Consider the following 19,156-nt stretch of genomic DNA (forward strand, 5'->3'; position numbering starts at 1 on the left):
CGGAGGGCGGTCGAGCGATACAGCGCCGCGCTCGTCGAGAAGTCGAACCAACTGTACGACGAACTGATGGCCGACCAGGTCATCCCCGAGATCGAACGGGAGAGCCCGGACGCGCTCTCGGTCCAAGAACTCGAACAGGTCGCCGCGCGACTTGAAGAAAAGATCGAGGCCATCGACGAGGAGATCGCCTCGACCACCGACGTCGCCGAACGGAAACGATTGCGTGCGGAACGGAAGGTGCCCCGTCGTCTCCACAAACAGGCCGCCGACTTCGCCACCCGGAAACGCCGATACGAGGGGCACATGGCCACCTTCGGTACACGGAACAGTTACTCGAAGACCGACAGGGACGCGACGTTCATGCGGATGAAAGAGGATCACATGAAGAACGGCCAACTCAAGCCGGGCTACAACGTCCAGATCGCAACCGAAGGTCAGTACACGCTCGCCTATGACGTCTATCCGAACCCGACCGACATGAAGACGTTGATCCCGTTCCTCGATGAAATCGAAACGTTCTTCGACCTGCCCGCCCACATCGTCGCCGACGCGGGATACGGGAGCCAGCAGAACTACACGGACATACTCGAGCGCCGGGGGCGCCTCCCCTTGATCCCGCATACGATGTACCGGAAGGAACAGAAGAAGAAATGGCGCGAGGACCCGTTCAACATCGCGAACTGGGCGTACGATGACGAGACCGACACGTTCACGTGCCCGGACGGGAGACGGCTCCCGTTCAGCCATGAGTCCCACAGGACCGACCGGAACGGCTTCACCCGCGACTTCCGTGTGTACGAGTGCGAGAGCTGCGACGGCTGCCCGTTCCGGGAGCTGTGCACGAAGGCCGAACCGGGGAGACACCGCCAGGTCAGCGTGAACGGGGCCTGGGAAGAACAAAAGCATATGACGAGAACGCTGCTTTCGGATGAGAAAACCGGTGCCCTCTACGCCCGCCGCAAGACGGACGTGGAACCAGTTTTTGGATATCTGAAGGCCAATTTGGGTTTCACCCGCTTCTCCGTCAGAGGAAAACAGCGCGTGAAACGCGAGCTCGGCTTCGCCCTCATGGCGGTGAACCTACGGAAGTTCATCGCCAATGGCATCGGGGGAAGTGCAAAGAAGGGGTCCGGCCACCGAAAATCGGTGACCGGACCCCTCTTTTTATTGAAAAGCTCTAAAACCGGCTAGTTATGTCCCAGCCTCTTGTTTCAATCGAGTAGGAACAAGACATCGTCCGCGAACTTCTCATACGTCCGGTCGCTCGGATGGAATTGATCGGTCGCAAGGTCCCGTGACACGTCGGAAACGTAGGCGAACGGGTCGATGACGTCGATGCGTTGCGCGTTCGCGAACTGTGCGGCCGACGCATTCCAATCGAGGATGAGTTGATTGAACGCTTCCCCGTTCTCATTGTCTTGGAACGGATTGTATAGCGCGATGTAAATGATTTGAGCGGAATCGTTCAGGCTGCGGATTTCGGTGAAAATCGTATTCAAGTTCGTCTTCGCATCGGCAACGACTTGGGTGATGTCGACCGAGTCGAAATTATCGACGTTCTCGCCGCGATTGAACAAGTCGTTTCCACCGATCGTCAAGGTGATGTATCGGGCGTTCTCGATTGTCCGTCGTACTTCGGGCTGCTCGAGCTGAGCGAGTAAGTCCTCGGTGCGAGCTCCCGAGACGGCTAGGTTCTGTGACCGGATGCCGTCTTCTTGTAATGCCCGGCTGACGGGTTGCACGTATCCTGCGCCCGACGTCGAGCCGACACCGCGTGTGAGCGAGTCACCGAGGGCGACGAACACGTCACCTTCTGGTGCAGGGCGGGCATCCTCGTTGACCGAGAGCGTCCGTTCTGGCGGATGAACGATATCTTGATAACCGATCCATAGGCCGTATAGAGCCGTTCCTGTTAGAAAAATCGAGCCGATTAAAAACGCGTACCACTTTCGGTTTTTCATCTGATGACCTCACTTTCGTTGTTCTCATCATATCAAAAAAACGTGAACGTGCCCTATGTGAATGTTCGAATAGGACAGACTGGCATCGTCTCCGCTAGAATGGAAAAGAGGTGAGACGATGCAACCAACATTGAAGATTGATCAATTGACAAAAGTGATTGGGAAAAAGACGATTATCGACAATATGTCGTTCGACGTGTTCCCGGGTGAAGTGTTCGGCTTCCTCGGTCCGAATGGGGCCGGGAAGACGACGACGATTCGGATGATTGTCGGTTTAATCAAACCGACGAACGGGACCGTCTCGATCTGCGGCTATAACGTCGAACGAGAATTCGTCCAAGCGATGAACCAAATCGGGGCGATTGTTGAAAACCCAGAACTGTACAAGTTTTTAAGTGGTCGTGAAAACTTGGAAGTGTTCGCCCGCATGTTGCCGGATGTGACTGAGGCGAGAATCCAAGAAGTGATTGACCTCGTCGATTTGACGGCACGAATCGATGACAAAGTGAAGACGTACTCGCTCGGGATGCGGCAACGGCTCGGGATCGCCCAAGCACTCCTCAACAACCCGCGCGTCTTGATCTTAGATGAGCCGACGAACGGACTCGACCCGATGGGGATTCGGGACTTGCGCCTTTTCATCCGCCGACTCGTCGAAGAGACGGGCTTAAGCGTGCTCGTCTCGAGCCACATTCTAGCGGAAATCGAACTGCTCGCCGACCGCGTCGCCATCATGTCTCGCGGCAAAATCGTCAAAGTCGGCACGGTCGGGGACTTGATCAACGAGCTCGCCTCGACGGTCGACGTTCATGTGCCGGACAGCTTCGAGGCGCTCCCGATTGTGCGCGGATTCGAGTCGGTGACCCAAGCCGACGTCATCGATGAACGAACGATTCGCGTCTCGATGAACTTGGAGGACACCGCCGACTTGAACCGCTATTTACTCGAGCGCAACGTCGCGGTCTCCGGTCTAGAGCGACGCGTCCAAACGCTCGAAGAGTTGTTTATTTCGTTGACCGGGGGTGACCACATTGTCTAATCCTTCAATCATCGGATTGATTCGAAACGAAGTGTTAAAGATTCATCGCAAACGACGCTTGCTGGTCGTCTCGACGATTCTCGTCGTCCTCGTCTCGATGTTCACGTATGCGAACTATCGACAGATCGAGAAGCAGCGGGAAGAACAGGGAACGATTGATTGGCGCGTCGATTTGCAGCAAGAGATTATCGACACGCAAAACCGGCTCGCCTCGGCGAACGTCCAAGACGAGTTCCGGCAAATCCTCGAATTTCGGGTGCAACAGAACCAATATTACTTAGATAACGACATTAACCCGAGTTACCCGGGGGCACCGACGTTCATGCGCGTCTTCTTCTCCCAAGGGACGACGCTCGTCCTGCCGCTCTTCATCATCGTCTTGATGGCCGATATCGTCAGCGGCGAGCATAACGACGGGACGATTAAGACGCTCTTGTCGCGACCGGTCCGGCGCTTCAAGATCCTGCTTGCAAAATGGATGACGACGCTTCTGTATACGTCGCTCCTCATCTTCATCACGGCGCTCGTCAGTTATGCGATTTCCGGTATCGTGCTCGGCTGGGACGGTTGGACCGCGCCGATACTGACCGGATTCCAAGCCTCGCCGACCGGTACGTTCTCGACCGACTTCGTCCATACGCTGCCGATGTGGCAATATCTACTCATGTCCGTCGGCCTCGCCTGGTTCGTCGTCGCCGCGGTCGGGACGATCGCACTCATGGTGTCGGTCATCGTCAAAAACACGGCGACCGGGATTGGCATCATGATGGCCGTCCTCATCTCGGGTCCGCTTTTGACGTCGCTCGGTTCGAACTGGGACAGTTCGAAGTACCTCGTCAACGTCAACTTCGGTCTTCATACCTATCTCGAAGGTCAAGCGCCACCAATCGATGGGATGACGTTACCGTTCTCGCTTATCGTGATCACGCTCTGGTCACTGGCGGCACTCGCTTACGCGTTTTACCATTTCACGCAAAAAGATGTATATTGATTCGACGTCGCCCGTTACGGGTGACGTTTTTTTTATACAGTGAGAAAGGCGCTGTCCTGATGTACGAGTAGTCATATTTACTTAATATTTTAAATTATCAAAATAATCAAATGGTTGGATATCTTAATTGTGTGAAACTATGTAAAGTTTGAATCACCACATAAGGAGGGACACACAAATGAAAAAAGTATTATCCACATCCATCATCGCCGGCGTCTTACTCGTACCGCAACTCGTCGGGGCGAGCGAACTCAAATCAGGGACGTTGACGAAACCGTCAAACGAGGCACCGACGACAATCGTCAAAGAATATGCGAAAGCGAAAGGGCAGTTCAAGACGCTCGAGTCGAAGCAAGACAAAGTCGGTCAAGTCGTCAAGTTACAACAGACTGTTGACGGGGTACCGGTCTTCGGTGGCATCGTCGTCGGCGTTGTCGATGAAGCGGGGCAATTGAAGACGGTCGTCGATGACACGAAAGCTGTCAAAGGATTACATAAGTCAATCAAGTTGAACGAACAAAGAGCAATCAACCGCTATAAAGAACTCGTCGGTCATCAAGGCGCCTATGAGCTTGAACCGAAAGCGGAACTCGTCGTCTATCCACAAGGCGACTCGGCCGTCTACGCGTATGAAGTGACGGGAACGATCCTTGAGGCAGACGAGCCGTCACGTTGGACGTACTTCATCGACGCAGCGAGTGGAGAAGTCGTCAACAAGTTCAACCAATTGGCGCATGCAAAGCCGATAAATGGCGTGACGGGCACGACATATACGGGAACAGGCATCGATGTTCTCGGACAGAGTCAAACGTTTAAGACGACGAAGAGTGGGTCGTATTACTATCTTCAGGATTCGACTCGTGGCAAAGGCATTTACACGTACGACGCGAAAAACCGCACTACGCTTCCAGGTTCTCTTTGGGCCGACGTCGATAACGTCTTGAACACGACGTACGACCGGGCGGCTGTCAGCGCGCACGTCAACGCGACGAAGACGTATGACTTCTTCAAGAACACATACGGACGGAACAGTTACGACAACAACGGTGCCGCGCTCAACTCAACGGTCCACTATAGCCGTAGTTACAATAACGCGTTCTGGGACGGTAGCAAGATGGTATACGGGGACGGGGACGGGCAAACGTTCACGTACCTTTCAGGGGCGCTTGATGTCGTCGCGCACGAATTGTCTCACGCCGTCACGGAGTACACGGCAGGACTGATCTATCAAAACGAGTCTGGGGCCATCAACGAAGCCATTTCAGATATTTTCGGGACGGTCGCCGAGTACAGTGTCGGCTCGAACTTTGACTGGTTGATTGGGGAAGACATCTATACGCCAGGCGTTGCCGGTGACGGACTCCGCTCAATGGCGAACCCTGCCGCTTACGGGGACCCAGATCACTATTCGAAACGTTACACAGGGACGCAAGACAACGGCGGTGTCCATATCAACTCAGGAATCGTCAACAAGGCAGCCTACTTGCTTGGTAACGGTGGCACGCATTACGGCGTCTCGGTCCAAGGCGTGGGCGTCATGAAGATGGGTGACATTTACTACCGTGCGCTCACGGTTTACTTGACACCGTCCTCGAACTTCTCGAGCCTCCGTCAGGCGGTCGTGCAGTCAGCGAAAGACTTGTACGGTGCGACGAGCCCGGAAGCCATCGCGGCGGCAAAATCGTTCGACGCGGTCGGCATCAACTAATGAAGGAAGCTGTAGACAAATCTCAATTTGTCTACAGCTTTTTTGTGTGATTACCCTTAATTGTGAAATGCTTGGAATAGGAAGAACAGGGTGAATACATCATTGCCAGTGCATGTTTTGATTTTTTAGATCGTATCGATGGCTCGTTTCAGATGAAACGAGCCAAAAATTGATAAACGATTGCGCGTTCATCAACGAATAAATGATCACACGTCACCTGTTTCTGGGTAAAGGAAGTTGCTACGAGAAAAAAGTGAGGTGGATCAACATGCCAGATTTCGACCGATTCAAAATCGATGAGAAACAAAAGCGGAAATTAAACGATTTTGACACATCAATCGATGACCGACCAACTGACGAGGAATTACAACAGACGCTCATCCCTGAAAGCATTGAACGCTTGAAGGAATTGCATTGGAAACTATATGCCGAGGCAAAGACAGGGGTCATTGTCGTCTTACAGGCGCTCGATGCGGGAGGGAAAGACGAAGCAATCAGCTACATCTTTTCGAACTTGAACGCCCAAGGGTTAAAGACGAACGCGTTCCAAAAACCGTCCGAGAAAGAAAAGAAACATGACTATTTGTGGCGCATGCACGACTTGATGCCGGAGCGTGGGCAGGTCGGCATCCTCAATCGCTCACATTACGAGGAAGTCATCGCCCCCCGTGTGCACGATTTGCTCGGGGAAGAAGCGATTCCGGAAGAGACCGACAAAGAGGCGGTTTGGTCGGTGCGTTATCGCCAAATCAATGATTTTGAGCGCTACTTGCATGAGAACGGGTTCGAAATCATCAAGTTCTTCTTCAACGTCTCAAAGGATGTACAACGAGACCGATTGCTGGAACGGTTAAAAGACCCGAAGAAAAATTGGGAGTTTTCCTTTAGCGACGTCAAGGAGCGACAGTATTGGGACGACTATCAGGCCATCTTTGCCGACATGCTCTCGAAGACGGCGACGGAACACGCCCCGTGGTATGTGCTCCCGGCCGATGACGAATGGTACGCCCGCTATATCGTCTCTTCGGTCATGATTGACGTGTTAGAGCAAATCGATCCCGAGTTTCCGACGTTCACGGAAGAAGAACAAGAAAAGATTGACGAGGCCATCCGGACGCTTGAGAGCGAGTGAATCAAGGCGTTCTCGTGAACAACAATTTCCCCTCTTGCATTGAAAGCGAATTCACAGTACAGTGGACATATCGAAAGACGTCTGACATCTGTACAAAGGAGTAATGCACGTGGGGAATATTAGTTTGTTATTTGGTGGCGTGGCGTTGTTTTTAAATAGCCTCGTCTTATTTGGGAAAGTCGACTTGAAGAGTGCCGGTGTGTTCAGCTTGTTCACGGGCTTCTTGCAAGCGTTCATCGCGACATGGCTCGTCGTCCATGCGACACCGGCCGAAGTGTTCGGTTATGCAGGAATTTATTTGTTCGCATTCACTTATTTATACGTCGGTGTCACGTTCTTGTATGACTTAGACGGTCGCGGCGTCGGTTGGTTCTCCCTTTTCGTCGCGATTGCCGCATTGTTTTACGCAGGGATCGGCTTCGGACGGGCTGATTTTGTGGACGGGGCGATGTGGACGTTTTGGGCGTTCCTTTGGGCGCTCTTCTTCCTCGGCATGGGGCTCGGGCGCCCGATCGATGCGGTAACGTCACGGGTCGCGCTCGTCTTGAGCTGGTTGACGTTGATCGTACCGGCAATGGTCGGAATGTCTGGACTGGCGACACCGCTATATACGATCATGTGGTGGGCTGCGAGTGGTACAGCGGTTCTTTACTTCGGGTTCACGATGTGGCGGTACCGCTTGATTGAAGTGACCTTATGAAGATGCTCCGAGCGAGCATCTTTTTTTTGCGTATTAATTTGTGTCTAATGTGTGAAAAGTGGGAATGGAGAAACAAAGGAGGCGGACACGAATGAGTGATGGACTAGTTTTATTGCTCGGCTTGCTATTATGTGGTTGGATGCTGTTTGCCGTCGTATTTGATGATACAATTAAACGAAGAATTTGACTGACCGTCTCCTTCCTGGAGCGGTCTTTCGTTTGAGGAGTGAGCTGGATGGAAAAAACACCCGTCATCGTGATTGTCGGACCAACGGCGGTCGGTAAGACGAAGACTGGAATCGAGTTGGCGAAAGCGTTCAACGGAGAGATCGTGTCCGGTGACTCGGTACAAGTGTATCGCGGCATGGACATTGGATCGGCAAAAGTGACGGTCGAGGAGGCGGAAGGAATCCCGCACCATTTGATTGACATTTGTGACCCCGATGAACCGATGAGCGTCGCCAAGTTTCAACAACGGGCACGTCAGGCGATTGACGATATTTATGCCCGCGGTAAACTGCCGATTCTCGTCGGTGGCACCGGACTATACATTCGATCTATCTTATATGATTATGAGTTCGCTGAACGGCCAGTGAACGAGGCGCTGCGAGCGTCGCTTGAAGACGAGGCGAGTCGCCTCGGCGCGGACGCGCTGCATGAGCGGTTACGTGAACTCGACCCGAGACGGGCCGAACAAATCCATCCAAATAACGTGCGTCGTGTCATTCGCGCCCTTGAAGTCGCGATGCAAGGGGACAGTCAAGCAGTCGATAGCGCCCCGTCCGAACATTATGCCTATAAGCTGTTCGTCTTACACGCTGACCGGGACGTTCTCTATGAACGAATCAATGAGCGCGTCGATGTCATGGTCGAGACGGGTTTAGTCGATGAGGTCAAACATCTCCTTGACGCAGGATATGAGAATACACATGCGATGCGGGCCATTGGGTATAAAGAAGTCGTCCCTTACATCGAAGGTCGCATCACGGAAGAGCGGATGCGCGAGACGCTAAAACAACATACGCGGCAATTCGCCAAACGACAATTGACGTGGTTCCGTCATCAATTTGATGGGATTTGGGTGGATATGGGAAGAAAATCATTTGAACTATCGTATAAAAATATTTATGATGAAGTTGAGGGGTTTTTTCGAAAATTCCGATTATTTGAAAGAGACACAGACTAGGGGGAATGCAACATGAAGGCAAACTATAACATCCAAGACCATTTTTTAAATCAGTTGCGCAAAGAGATGGTACCGACGACCGTGTTTTTAGTGAGTGGGTTTCAAATTCGGGGAGTCATCAAGTCGTTCGACAACTTCACGGTCATCGTTGAGTCGGAAGGGCGCCAACAGTTGATTTATAAGCATGCGATCTCAACGTTTTCACCAGCCCGTAACGTTACGCTGTATGAACCAGATGCGGTGGAAGTGACAGAAGGATAAGCCATAAAGAAAGAGCGGCCCGGGGACCGCTCTTTCTTTATGCTGTTTTTACGTCTTTGTCATGACCGACCGCCTCGAGCACGCGGTGGATGGCACAACCGCCAAAGATCGAGTCGAGTTGGTCGCAAAGCTGTGACGGTTTGGACCGATACAAGTGGGCGAACGTGCGCTTCCATGACCGCTCCGCCGACTGGATTCGGACGAGCAGGTCGGCGTGGCTGAGCTCTTTCAACTTTTCGATGTTCATACGGTTCGTCCGGGCGAAGGCGGACAAGACGAGCGCTTTTGCGAGCGGTGTCTGCACCGGATAGCCGAGGACGAGGAGCGTCGCCATCGCGCCTTTTAGTTCATGAGTGATAATCGATTCGAACACCGAATCGTGCGTATATGGATTCCCGGCGTGACCGGAGACGATTCGTTCGAGATCAGCCTCAGGCACCGGGCAGGCGGCTGCCTTGATGATTTGTTCAGTCGTCGGATGTTCACTCGCATAACGTGTCGCTTCCCCCGTCGCGATGAGCCGTTCATACGTGTCTGTCAATGAAATCATTTCGATTCCCCCTTTTTATAACTAACTCTATCGTATCAATACTCGTAAGCGCTTTCAATGAAATCTGAGATTTTTTCGACCTATAACGAAAGTATGTTCGCCTAGCCTAATGAAAAACGGTACAATGGGCACAGATGCGAAGGAGGGGCTATGATGAACTATTATCAACAAATCGAACGAGTCACAGGGGACGGGTTTGACCGGAATATTTACCAAATCCCGGCCATGGAGCAATCGGACGTGCGCTTGGCTGATTTGACGGACGGGACGCCCGTCGATACGAAAGCGCTCGTCAGCACGGTCGAGGTGAAAGAAAGTAAGTCGGGGGCGAAGTGGCTTCAGTTGAACGTGACGACGGCGAGCGGTTTGATTCGCGCGAAGCATTGGCTGCGTGGCAATGAGGATCAGCTATTGCCGATTTACGAGTCGGGTGTCGTCGCCCTGTCAGGGAAAATCGACGTCTATCCGAAACCGGATGGCGCGAAATCCATCACGATTGACAAGGTGCAAGCCATCTCTCGCGACGAAGCGGTCTCGCTCTTACCTGGCCTGCCAAATGACGAGACGATTGACGCGTTCGCGGACGAATTGTTTGCAATCCTTGGGACGCTATCTCTAGACGCCCAAAAGATTGCCTATGCCCTGCTCGAGGACGTATGGGACGACTTCGTCTTGGCCCCGGCCGCCTTGTACCATCATCACAACTATGCAGGCGGGTTGTTGAAGCACACGACGTGCATGCTTCGGCTCGGCTATCGGATTCAGGAGCAAGACGACTACTTGGCGATGGCGTTCCGTGTCATCAAAGAGGCCGAGCAGTTGCACAAAGTAGACGTATGGAATACGATGAACGGTGTGAAAGTCGAGCAGGCGTTCAAAGGGACGTTCGAGTCGCTGTATGCGGCGTGTGAGGCGGTCGCCGAGCTGAAAGAACCGCTCCGGTGGGATGAACTCGCCCTCGGGATTTTGTTCCACGATATCGGCAAACTGTATGAATATAGTCATCTATTGTCGTCACCGCGCCGCTTCGAGAATTTGTTTGCCGTCTCGGGTACGAGCGAGACGACAGGGATTTCCATCAATCCGATGGGCAGTCTAATCGGTCATATGCCGTATGGAGGGCTGTTGTTCGAGAAGAGCCAGCGTCAGTCTGGCGTCACGTTACCGCTTGATGTCCATCATCGGATTTGGCATATGATTTTGTCCCATCATGGAAAGCGGGAATGGGGATCGAGCGTCCTCCCGGTGACGGCTGAAGCGTGGTTGCTCCATCTCATCGACCTGCTCGACGCTCGGTATGAGAAGTGGGCGCGTGTCCATGACAATCTATGAAGTGAGGTTTTTGCAATGATTCCCGTGCAACTTGTGACCGGTTTTTTAGGCGCCGGTAAGACGACTTATATGAACAGGCTGCTCGCGGCGACGAACGAGCGTATCTTGCTCATCGTCAACGAGCTCGGTTCCATCAATTTGGATGAGCAACTGATCGTCCAAATGGACCAAGAACAAATCGAACTATCGAACGGCTGCATTTGCTGCTCGATTCAAAACGATTTGAGCAAGACGTTTTATCAGCTCGCGGCCAAAGACAAGACGTTCGACCGAATCGTTATCGAGACGACGGGCGTCGCCGATCCGGCTCCGATCATCCAGACGATTTACTATGATGACTATTTACGAACTCATTTCAAGCTGACCGCGATTTTAACGGTCGTCGATGCGAGTCAAATGGACCGGGACTTGTTTATAGAAGGAATTCACCAAATCGCTTATGCCGATGTGATCCTGTTAAATAAGACGGACCTCGTGGACGAAGCGGTGCTCAGACGGGCGCATGAAAGGATTCGTACAATCAACCCGACCGTTCGTGTCGTCGAGACGGTACAAACGGAAGGGGACTACGATCTGCTCGAGGATACGTTCCAACTGTCTCGTGTCGATGAGCGACAGCTGTCCACGTTGACGGAAGGTCACGGCTCCGTGGCAACACTCCGTGCCGTCACGTTGACGACAGATGTTCCGCTTTCCCGGGAGCGTGTGACGCGTTACGTCCGAGAGGTGCTCATGCATTATGAAGATCAGCTCTATCGCTTGAAGGCGATTGTCCGACTTGACGGGGAACAATCCAAATTCGTCGTTCAAGCGACGAACCAGTTGATGGGTGCGACGTTCGCGAACGAACCGAGTGACGACACCCGTTCCGTGTTCGTCTGGATTGGGAAGGAACTTGACCGTGAAGCGCTCGCTCGCGGATTACATGCTTGTGAGGTGGATGAGACGTGAAACTGATGTTAGTGGATGGGTTCAACTTGTTGTCACGTTATTACTTCGCGACAGAGCGTCGCCGGGCGCTCGACCCTGATGTGACAGTGAAAGGATTGCTTCGAAAAGTCGATGGCTGGACGAATGACTTCTCCCACATTGCCTTCTTTTGGGACGGGCCGCGTGAATCGACACATCGATTCGCCATTTTCCCTGAGTATAAGGCGACGCGGACCGGACTCCCGGAACCGTTATTCGACGACTACGTCAAATTACGGGCGGCCTTGACGGAACGAGGCATTTTCCAGTCGGAACTTGCCGGCTATGAGGCCGACGACTTGATGGGGGCGGTGGCGACACACTTCCCGGGCCAGTCGTACCTCTATTCGTCGGACCGCGACCTGCACCAACTGTTATCGGACTCGGTCTTTCAAATCGTACCGAAAAAAGGGGAAGAAGTGCTTATGAACGGGACGCTGTTCGAGTCACTCTACGGCATCAAACCGCTCCAATTCGTCGATGTGAAGGCGCTCCAAGGCGACGCGTCGGACAACATCCCTGGTGTTCGCGGAATCGGACCGAAAACAGCGACGATTCTCGTTCAGTCGTATGATACGGTCGAAGTGCTATTTGATCGATTGAAGCATGATCAACTGCTCGAGGCGCACCGGAAGTTCTCAAAGAAGCTCGATGGACAGGAAGGCGTGGCGAAGTTGTCGAAACAGCTCTCGCTCATCGACATTCATGCCCCAATCGAGATGGACTGGGAGGCGTATCGCTTTGGTTCACATCTATTTTGACGCCGCCACGAATCAAGAGACCGCTCTGAACGGACTCGGTGTCTGGCTGCGGCAAACTGACGGCACGGTGTCGACGTATATGAAGAAAGTGTCGGGGTTTACGAGCGTTCAGGCTGAACTTGCCGCCCTCGACTTTGCGCTTGAACACGCGCATCAGCTCGAAGGTGAGACGACGTTCATGATATATTCGGATGCGGAGACGGTCGTGCGCGCCCTTGAGCAGCGGTTTTTAAAAGATCAAACAATGCGTCCTTTGTTCGTTAAAGCGCTGACGCTCTATGACGAGTTGCCACATAAGTTCATCAAGTGGATTCCGCGTGCGGAGAATCGATCCCATGATGTGGCGAAACGAGCATTAATGATGGAGTGAAAGTCGGGCGTTGGCCCGACTTTTTGTCAATTGCAGGGGAATGATTTCTTTTTTGCAAAAGTTTCGCTAAAATGAAAGCGTAGTCAAAAAAAGAGGGGGAATTTTCATGGATTATCGGATTGAACGGGACACGATGGGGGAGATCAACGTTCTAGCTTCGGCGAAATGGGGCGCACAGACACAGCGCAGCCTAGAGAACTTTAAAATCGGGACGGAGAAGATGCCGATCGAGGTCATCTACGCCTTTGCCATCTTGAAAAAAGGAGCCGCGCTCGCCAATGCCGAACTCGGCGTCCTCGAACAAGAGAAGGCCGATGTCATCGCCGAAGTGGCCGATGACATCATCGCAGGGAAACACGATGCCGAGTTTCCGCTCGTCGTCTGGCAGACCGGTTCTGGGACGCAGTCGAACATGAACGTCAACGAAGTCATCGCCCATTTGGCGAACGACTTATTGAAGGCGCGCGGTCAAGCGCTCACGATTCATCCGAACGACGACGTCAACAAGTCGCAAAGTTCAAACGACACGTATCCGACCGCGATGCATATCGCGGCCATCTTGGCGGTCGAGGATCACGTCCTCCCCGCGATCGACGCGCTGCACGGGACGCTCGCGCGTAAGGCCGATGAATTCATGGATATCGTCAAGATTGGTCGGACCCATCTTCAAGATGCGACTCCCGTCACGCTCGGGCAAGAAATCAGTGGTTGGGTGCGTATGCTCGAACTCTCGAAACAGATGATTGAGCGGACGATCGAACCGTTGACGGAACTTGCGCTCGGGGGTACGGCTGTCGGAACGGGCATCAACGCCCATCCGCGTTTCGGGGAAGTCGTCGCGGAGAAGATTTCACACGAGACCGGTAAACCGTTCGTGACGGCAGTGAACAAGTTCCATGCGCTCACGAGTCATGACCAGCTCGTCTTCACACACGGTGCGTTGAAGGCAGTCGCCATGGACGCGATGAAAATTGCGAACGATGTCCGATGGCTCGCCTCGGGACCACGTGCCGGCATCGGAGAGATCACCATTCCTGAAAATGAGCCGGGTAGCTCGATCATGCCAGGTAAAGTGAACCCGACGCAAAGTGAAGCGTTGACGATGGTCGCCGCGCAAGTGCTCGGCAATGACGCGACAATCGGATTCGGCGCGAGCCAAGGGAACTTCGAGTTGAACGTCTTTAAGCCCGTCATCATGTATAACTTCTTGCAGACGTGCCGCCTGTTGACGGACAGTCTGCACTCGTTCGATACGCATTGCGCGGTCGGCATCGAGCCGGATCGTGACGTGATCGCCCATAACGTGGAGCGCTCGCTCATGCTCGTCACAGCGCTCAATCCGCACATCGGTTATGAAAATGCGGCGAAAATCGCGAAACTTGCTCACAAAGAAGGCGTATCGCTTAAAGAAGCGGCGCTGAAAACGGGTCTTCTCAGTGAGGAACAATTTGACAAGTGGATTCGTCCGGAAGAGATGACGTCACCAAACTTAAAAGTTGAAAAATAAAACAAGGACGGCCGCAAGGTCGTCCTTTCTCTATGGTAATTTAGGACGTAAGTACTAACTATCTGTCAAACAATAGGAATAAAATGAGGAAATAGTTGTATTTTCGTGGGCGAAGTCGCATAATCGAAGACAGAAGCGAATTTCGGGGAGAACGAAACTGGGGGGTCGGGAATGTTGCATCAACCTACAGCTCGTATACACGAGATCTTGTCCAAGTTGACAGAAGCGCGCCAACTGCCAAAACAAGACATCGACTATTTATTGGATTGGATGAAAACCGAAGTGAAGAAGCGGCGATTCATGCATTTACTCGAGATTTTCAGCCGAGTTGAAGCGGATGCACGTGATTTGCCGGCTGTCCTATCCCAAGCGGAGGCGACGGCTTTGATTGCCCCCGTCAAACGATACATACATACGATTCTCGGCATTGACCAAGAAGACGAAGACCTCGTCCTTATCTTATCGACGAGTTTCTCGACGTTCAGTCGATACAAACCACGTGTCGAAAAACTCGGGGCGCGGCCAGTTTTTTTACAAACGCTCGCCGAAGCGGTCGAATATGATTACGAGGACGTCCCGAAAGCGATTATGATGGACGTCGAGCTTTGGTCGAACTTCCGAGAGCGCGACATCCAGTCGTTCGTCAGCAAGATGAAGAAGCTATACGTCCCGCTCATCGTCATCGGTACGAACGAACATTACCGGCTAGCGGCGTATTCATATGGCTTCGATGACTATTGGGAGTCTTGGATCCCGATGGAAGAGCGCCTCGTCCGGCTCGGACATCATATCGAAAAAGCGCGGCTCGTTTCGAAAGCACTCCTCGTCGATGAGTTGACCGGTGCGTTCAACCGTAAATATTTGAAAGCGACGTTCGGCCGGTTCATGTCCCGGCTAGAGCGTTCAGGTGAGAGTTTCACGCTCGCTTTGCTCGATATCGATCACTTCAAGCAATTGAACGATACGTTCGGTCATGCGTATGGAGACGAAGTGTTACATCGCGTCGCCGAAGAGATTCGGCTCGCCATTCGCTCAAGTGATGAACTGATTCGGTATGGGGGTGAAGAGTTCCTCGTCATCTTGAACGTCTCGGACAGACAAATCGTCGATGCCGTACTCGAGCGTGTCCGGACGCGCATCGAACAGATGACGTTCTCTTATGAACATCATCTCACCGTCTCGATCGGGTACACTCGTGTGTGCGAGACCGGTCTGACACTCGGTGAATGGTGCGCGTACGCGGACGAGGCGCTTTACAAGGCGAAGCGGGACGGACGTAACCGCATTATCCGATACTCGACAGCCGTCCGCGAGGAGAAACGCCTCGCCTACGTCACGATGAGCCCGAGAAAGTATGCCCGTTTGGCCGACCAGTTACCGAAGCAACATCGGCGCTATGAAGTCGTGTATCGTCCATACGGGGCATACGTCTGTAACGATCACGTTGAAATGTTCGTGCTAGATGAATCAGGATCGAATGAGGCGCGGACACTGTCGGCCGTGAAAGAACAACGGGGCAAATATAGCCATATTTTGGCCGTGACGTCGCGGACGGCGGCGGAGATTGGGCTATATGACGACGTGTCTGAGGCGGATAGTGAGGCTGCCATCACCGAGAAAATTGAACAGTGGCTCGAAAAGTTGCCGGACTAAAAAAGACATCGAACTCAATCGATGTCTTTTCTGTCGTATTGGTAGAACGTGAAGCTGTGGTCGTGTCGCTCATCGGCCGGATGGAACTGTTCGGACGTGACGACGACGTTAGGCAGCGTCGGATAGAACGTATCCGCCTCGAACGATCCATCGACGGCCGTGACGTAGAAGCGGTCGGTCCACGGCATCGTCTGCTCATACAACGTGGCGCCACCGATGACATAAAAATCATGCTCTTTCGCTTCGTCTTTTAGCCGCTCGAGATTATGCCAAACTTCGATATTGTCGGCCTTAAACGATGTGTCGGACGTGACGACGATATTTCGCCGGTTCGGGAGGGCCCGCCCGATTGACTCGTAAGTCTTGCGGCCCATGACGATCGTCTGTCCCGTTGTGATGGCTTTGAACTGTTTCAAGTCATCTGGCAAGCGCCAAAGCAACGCATTGTTTTTTCCGATTTCACGATTTAAGCCATAGGCGACGACATGTATGATCATACGCTGACGGCTCCTTTAATGTGTGGGTGCGGATCGTAATCGACAATTTCGAAGTCCTCGAACCGGAAGTCCTCGATCGAGGTGACATCCCGAACGATTTTTAGTTGCGGGAGCGGTCGTGGTTCGCGTGTCAACTGAAGGTTTACTTGCTCGAGATGGTTATGATAAATATGGGCGTCGCCGAGCGTATGGACGAAGTCCCCGACCTCAAGGCCAGTCACATGCGCGACCATATGTGTGAGTAGGGCGTAGGACGCGATATTGAACGGGACACCGAGGAACGTGTCGGCGCTCCGCTGATAGAGCTGGCACGATAGCTTGCCGTCCGCCACGTAAAATTGGAACAAGAGGTGGCAAGGCGGGAGTGCCATATCTTCAAGTTGACCTGGGTTCCAAGCCGAGACGATGAGGCGACGTGAGTCGGGATTCGTCTTGATTTGTTCAATCACTTGGGCGAGCTGGTCGACACTCGTACCGTCCGGTTTCGGGAATGAGCGCCACTGGGCACCGTAGACGGGTCCGAGGTTGCCGTCCTCATCTGCCCATTCGTTCCAGATGCGGACTCCGTTATCTTGCAAATATTTGACGTTCGTCTCTCCTGAAATGAACCAAAGGAGTTCGTGGATGATGGAACGGGTATGTAATTTTTTCGTCGTGATCAGGGGGAACCCGTCCTGAAGGTTGAATCGCATTTGATAACCGAAGACGCTCGTCGTCCCGGTACCGGTCCGGTCCTCTTTGACGACCCCGTGTTCGAGGATATGGGCGCATAAATCATGGTATTGCTTCATGTGGGAAATCCCCTTTCTCATTCTATTTATTCAAAAAGTCGCACTCATTATAACACAATATATTGGGAAAACGATGGATGTTTACGGTCAAATCGTTCTAAATATCGATTTCTCTCCGAATGTTTCATGTAGCGAATATCGGAAAAAGAAGACTAAAGGAAAAGACGATTTCGCTGACTCAGATTCGTGAGGAGGGATAGGATGAAAGCAGTCATCTGTACCGCGTACGGACCCCCGGATGTGCTAGAGCTTCATGAAGTGGACAAGCCTGTTCCGAAGGCCGATGAACTATTGATTCGCGTCCACGCGACGGCCGTCCATTCAGGCGACCGGCGGCTTCGGGCGCTCGATGTCCCGGCTGCCGGTAAGCTTCCGATGCGGGTCGTCGTCGGTTTCAAAGCGCCGCGTCAACCGATTTTAGGTGTCGTCTTGGCAGGCGAAGTCGTCGAGACGGGGACACGTGTCAACACGTTCAAGGCAGGGGACCGGGTCTATGCGCTGACGGGAATGCGATTCGGGGGCTACGCGGAATATGCATGTGTCAACTCGCACAAGTGCGTCGAACACATGCCTCGACATGCAAGTTATGTGGAAGCGGCGAGCCTGCCGTTCGGTGGAACGACCGCCCTCCATTTTTTACGCAAGGTGAACATCGAACAAGCGGAGACCGTATTGATTTATGGGGCATCGGGAGCAGTCGGGTCGATGGCCGTCCAAATCGCCAAACACTTCGGGGCTCACGTGACGGCAGTTTGTCAAACGCGAAACTTCGAACTCGTGAAACGGTTAGGTGCTGACGTTTTGATTGATTATAAGACGGAAGGATACGACAGCAGGCTACTTACGTATGATGCCGTGTTCGATGCGGCCGGAACAATTGATAAGCGAATGGCTAGGAGGCATGTCAGAGCGGGCGGAAAGTTTCGTTCCGTAGCCGGTCAAGGTGTTTCAAGTGAACGAAAAGAGGACCTGACTTTCTTGAACGAGCTGTTCGACGAAGGGCACATAAAAGCGGTCGTCGACTCGATCTATCCGATTGAGGAAATCGTCGCGGCCCATCGCTACGTCGATGCGTGTGGGAAGGCAGGAAATGTCATCGTGAGCGTAGTGCGGCCGAATGAATTGACGTCAGACTAACCAATCGTTTTGTTTTCCCGACGTAGCTTTTAGGGTATACTTGTGAGGGAATGAAAGGGAGGGATTCGATGAAATTACAAGGTAAGAACGTCTTGCAGATTGTCAGTGACGACTTCGAAGACTTGGAGTTGTGGTATCCGGTCCATCGCCTACGTGAAGAGGGCGCAAACGTCATCCTCGCCGGCGAGAAAGGGGCGCACGTCTACACAGGAAAGTACGGGGTCCCGGCCAAGTCGGATGTGGCATTTGAAGACGTCGATATCACGTCGTTCGATGCGATTCTCGTGCCTGGTGGCTGGTCGCCAGACTTGTTGCGTCGCTTCGACTCGGTGAAAGGTTTCGTCCGTTATATGCACGAAGAGAAACGTCCAATCGGTCAAATCTGCCACGCGGGCTGGGTCTTGATCTCGGCGAATATTTTAGAAGGTGTCAACGTCACGAGTACGCCGGGCATTAAAGACGACATGGAGAACGCCGGAGCGATTTGGCATGATGAGCCAGTCGTCGTGGACGGACATATCGTCTCAAGTCGTCGCCCACCTGATCTTCCAGACTATATGCGCGCTTTCGTCGATGTCATGGCACAGCGCTAACAAACAAAGGAGCTTATG

At 52.9% G+C, this 19,156-nt stretch carries 20 protein-coding genes; 16 read left to right on the plus strand and 4 right to left on the minus strand.

What is annotated here, in order from left to right; translation table 11 throughout:
• Window positions 1-1,191 (plus strand): transposase (locus KNP76_RS11715; protein ID WP_214844635.1); only part of this gene is annotated, 1,191 nt, incomplete at its 5' end.
• Window positions 1,192-1,211: 20 nt separating this feature from the next.
• On the opposite strand, the gene KNP76_RS11720 is transcribed toward KNP76_RS11715, so the two are convergent.
• The gene (locus KNP76_RS11720) at window positions 1,212-1,961 is read right to left on the minus strand and encodes a GDSL-type esterase/lipase family protein (protein ID WP_214844636.1); all 750 of its coding nucleotides are present in this window, start codon (window positions 1,959-1,961) and stop codon (window positions 1,212-1,214) included.
• A gap of 118 nt (window positions 1,962-2,079) precedes the next feature.
• Here KNP76_RS11720 and KNP76_RS11725 point away from each other — a divergent pair, with 118 nt between their 5' ends.
• The 7 genes from KNP76_RS11725 (at window position 2,080) to hfq (ending at window position 8,978) form a co-directional block, all read left to right on the plus strand.
• On the plus strand, window positions 2,080-3,000 hold the full coding sequence (locus tag KNP76_RS11725) for an ABC transporter ATP-binding protein (protein WP_034815297.1): 921 nt from the start codon (window positions 2,080-2,082) through the stop codon (window positions 2,998-3,000).
• The gene (locus tag KNP76_RS11730) at window positions 2,993-3,991 is read left to right on the plus strand and encodes an ABC transporter permease (protein WP_034815298.1); all 999 of its coding nucleotides are present in this window, start codon (window positions 2,993-2,995) and stop codon (window positions 3,989-3,991) included. The genes KNP76_RS11725 and KNP76_RS11730 overlap by 8 nt, the downstream gene beginning before the upstream one ends.
• 178 nt (window positions 3,992-4,169) lie before the next feature.
• Window positions 4,170-5,699 carry a M4 family metallopeptidase gene (locus KNP76_RS11735; protein WP_214844637.1) on the plus strand — a complete coding sequence of 510 codons (1,530 nt, stop codon included), beginning with the start codon at window positions 4,170-4,172 and terminating at the stop codon, window positions 5,697-5,699.
• A 268-nt stretch (window positions 5,700-5,967) separates the two neighbouring features.
• Window positions 5,968-6,831 carry a PPK2 family polyphosphate kinase gene (locus tag KNP76_RS11740; RefSeq protein ID WP_214844638.1) on the plus strand — a complete coding sequence of 288 codons (864 nt, stop codon included), beginning with the start codon at window positions 5,968-5,970 and terminating at the stop codon, window positions 6,829-6,831.
• 109 nt (window positions 6,832-6,940) lie between these two features.
• The gene (locus tag KNP76_RS11745) at window positions 6,941-7,531 is read left to right on the plus strand and encodes an AmiS/UreI family transporter (protein ID WP_214844639.1); all 591 of its coding nucleotides are present in this window, start codon (window positions 6,941-6,943) and stop codon (window positions 7,529-7,531) included.
• A gap of 235 nt (window positions 7,532-7,766) precedes the next feature.
• Complete coding sequence (gene miaA / locus KNP76_RS11750) at window positions 7,767-8,717, plus strand: tRNA (adenosine(37)-N6)-dimethylallyltransferase MiaA (protein ID WP_214844640.1); 951 nt, start codon at window positions 7,767-7,769, stop codon at window positions 8,715-8,717.
• A 12-nt stretch (window positions 8,718-8,729) separates the two neighbouring features.
• The gene (gene hfq, locus KNP76_RS11755; RefSeq protein WP_214844641.1) at window positions 8,730-8,978 is read left to right on the plus strand and encodes an RNA chaperone Hfq; all 249 of its coding nucleotides are present in this window, start codon (window positions 8,730-8,732) and stop codon (window positions 8,976-8,978) included.
• A 37-nt stretch (window positions 8,979-9,015) separates the two neighbouring features.
• Here hfq and KNP76_RS11760 read toward each other — a convergent pair whose 3' ends face one another.
• Window positions 9,016-9,528, minus strand: a complete 513-nt coding sequence (locus KNP76_RS11760) for a hypothetical protein (protein ID WP_214844642.1) — start codon at window positions 9,526-9,528, stop codon at window positions 9,016-9,018.
• 153 nt (window positions 9,529-9,681) lie between these two features.
• Between KNP76_RS11760 and KNP76_RS11765 the strand changes: the two genes are divergently transcribed.
• The 6 genes from KNP76_RS11765 to KNP76_RS11790 all read left to right on the plus strand — a co-directional run bounded on the left by KNP76_RS11765 (window position 9,682) and on the right by KNP76_RS11790 (window position 16,120).
• Window positions 9,682-10,860 carry an HD domain-containing protein gene (locus KNP76_RS11765; RefSeq protein ID WP_214844643.1) on the plus strand — a complete coding sequence of 393 codons (1,179 nt, stop codon included), beginning with the start codon at window positions 9,682-9,684 and terminating at the stop codon, window positions 10,858-10,860.
• Window positions 10,861-10,875: 15 nt separating this feature from the next.
• A complete protein-coding gene (locus tag KNP76_RS11770) occupies window positions 10,876-11,811 on the plus strand; it encodes a CobW family GTP-binding protein (protein WP_034804766.1) in 936 nt (311 codons plus the stop codon).
• A 5-nt stretch (window positions 11,812-11,816) separates the two neighbouring features.
• The gene (locus tag KNP76_RS11775) at window positions 11,817-12,590 is read left to right on the plus strand and encodes a 5'-3' exonuclease (RefSeq protein ID WP_251137467.1); all 774 of its coding nucleotides are present in this window, start codon (window positions 11,817-11,819) and stop codon (window positions 12,588-12,590) included.
• Window positions 12,571-12,960, plus strand: coding sequence for a reverse transcriptase-like protein (locus KNP76_RS11780; protein WP_214844644.1), 390 nt, complete (start codon window positions 12,571-12,573; stop codon window positions 12,958-12,960). The genes KNP76_RS11775 and KNP76_RS11780 overlap by 20 nt, the downstream gene beginning before the upstream one ends.
• Before the next feature lie 106 nt (window positions 12,961-13,066).
• Complete coding sequence (fumC, locus tag KNP76_RS11785; RefSeq protein ID WP_211779566.1) at window positions 13,067-14,467, plus strand: class II fumarate hydratase; 1,401 nt, start codon at window positions 13,067-13,069, stop codon at window positions 14,465-14,467.
• Between the two features lie 171 nt (window positions 14,468-14,638).
• A complete protein-coding gene (locus KNP76_RS11790) occupies window positions 14,639-16,120 on the plus strand; it encodes a GGDEF domain-containing protein (protein ID WP_034815312.1) in 1,482 nt (493 codons plus the stop codon).
• A 14-nt stretch (window positions 16,121-16,134) separates the two neighbouring features.
• Here KNP76_RS11790 and KNP76_RS11795 read toward each other — a convergent pair whose 3' ends face one another.
• Window positions 16,135-16,617, minus strand: a complete 483-nt coding sequence (locus KNP76_RS11795) for a dihydrofolate reductase (protein WP_214844645.1) — start codon at window positions 16,615-16,617, stop codon at window positions 16,135-16,137.
• Complete coding sequence (locus tag KNP76_RS11800; RefSeq protein WP_246514186.1) at window positions 16,614-17,408, minus strand: thymidylate synthase; 795 nt, start codon at window positions 17,406-17,408, stop codon at window positions 16,614-16,616. The genes KNP76_RS11795 and KNP76_RS11800 overlap by 4 nt, the downstream gene beginning before the upstream one ends.
• A gap of 201 nt (window positions 17,409-17,609) precedes the next feature.
• Between KNP76_RS11800 and KNP76_RS11805 the strand changes: the two genes are divergently transcribed.
• Complete coding sequence (locus tag KNP76_RS11805) at window positions 17,610-18,545, plus strand: NAD(P)-dependent alcohol dehydrogenase (RefSeq protein WP_214844646.1); 936 nt, start codon at window positions 17,610-17,612, stop codon at window positions 18,543-18,545.
• Between the two features lie 68 nt (window positions 18,546-18,613).
• On the plus strand, window positions 18,614-19,138 hold the full coding sequence (locus tag KNP76_RS11810) for a type 1 glutamine amidotransferase domain-containing protein (RefSeq protein ID WP_034815317.1): 525 nt from the start codon (window positions 18,614-18,616) through the stop codon (window positions 19,136-19,138).
• Window positions 19,139-19,156 lie beyond the last annotated feature (18 nt).

This window comes from Exiguobacterium sp. s150, assembly GCF_018618435.1.
GTDB classification, from domain to species: Bacteria; Bacillota; Bacilli; order Exiguobacteriales; family Exiguobacteriaceae; genus Exiguobacterium; species Exiguobacterium alkaliphilum.

Coding starts and splice junctions, on each gene's coding strand:
- KNP76_RS11775 (WP_251137467.1), top strand. CDS start 11,817: ATGTTAGTGGATGGGTTCAACTTGTTGTCACGTTATTACTTCGCGACA.
- KNP76_RS11740 (WP_214844638.1), top strand. CDS start 5,968: ATGCCAGATTTCGACCGATTCAAAATCGATGAGAAACAAAAGCGGAAA.
- KNP76_RS11765 (WP_214844643.1), top strand. CDS start 9,682: ATGAACTATTATCAACAAATCGAACGAGTCACAGGGGACGGGTTTGAC.
- KNP76_RS11810 (WP_034815317.1), top strand. CDS start 18,614: ATGAAATTACAAGGTAAGAACGTCTTGCAGATTGTCAGTGACGACTTC.
- KNP76_RS11805 (WP_214844646.1), top strand. CDS start 17,610: ATGAAAGCAGTCATCTGTACCGCGTACGGACCCCCGGATGTGCTAGAG.
- KNP76_RS11725 (WP_034815297.1), top strand. CDS start 2,080: ATGCAACCAACATTGAAGATTGATCAATTGACAAAAGTGATTGGGAAA.
- KNP76_RS11800 (WP_246514186.1), bottom strand. CDS start 17,408: ATGAAGCAATACCATGATTTATGCGCCCATATCCTCGAACACGGGGTC.
- KNP76_RS11760 (WP_214844642.1), bottom strand. CDS start 9,528: ATGATTTCATTGACAGACACGTATGAACGGCTCATCGCGACGGGGGAA.
- KNP76_RS11795 (WP_214844645.1), bottom strand. CDS start 16,617: ATGATCATACATGTCGTCGCCTATGGCTTAAATCGTGAAATCGGAAAA.
- miaA (WP_214844640.1), top strand. CDS start 7,767: ATGGAAAAAACACCCGTCATCGTGATTGTCGGACCAACGGCGGTCGGT.
- KNP76_RS11720 (WP_214844636.1), bottom strand. CDS start 1,961: ATGAAAAACCGAAAGTGGTACGCGTTTTTAATCGGCTCGATTTTTCTA.
- KNP76_RS11735 (WP_214844637.1), top strand. CDS start 4,170: ATGAAAAAAGTATTATCCACATCCATCATCGCCGGCGTCTTACTCGTA.
- fumC (WP_211779566.1), top strand. CDS start 13,067: ATGGATTATCGGATTGAACGGGACACGATGGGGGAGATCAACGTTCTA.
- KNP76_RS11770 (WP_034804766.1), top strand. CDS start 10,876: ATGATTCCCGTGCAACTTGTGACCGGTTTTTTAGGCGCCGGTAAGACG.
- KNP76_RS11790 (WP_034815312.1), top strand. CDS start 14,639: ATGTTGCATCAACCTACAGCTCGTATACACGAGATCTTGTCCAAGTTG.
- hfq (WP_214844641.1), top strand. CDS start 8,730: ATGAAGGCAAACTATAACATCCAAGACCATTTTTTAAATCAGTTGCGC.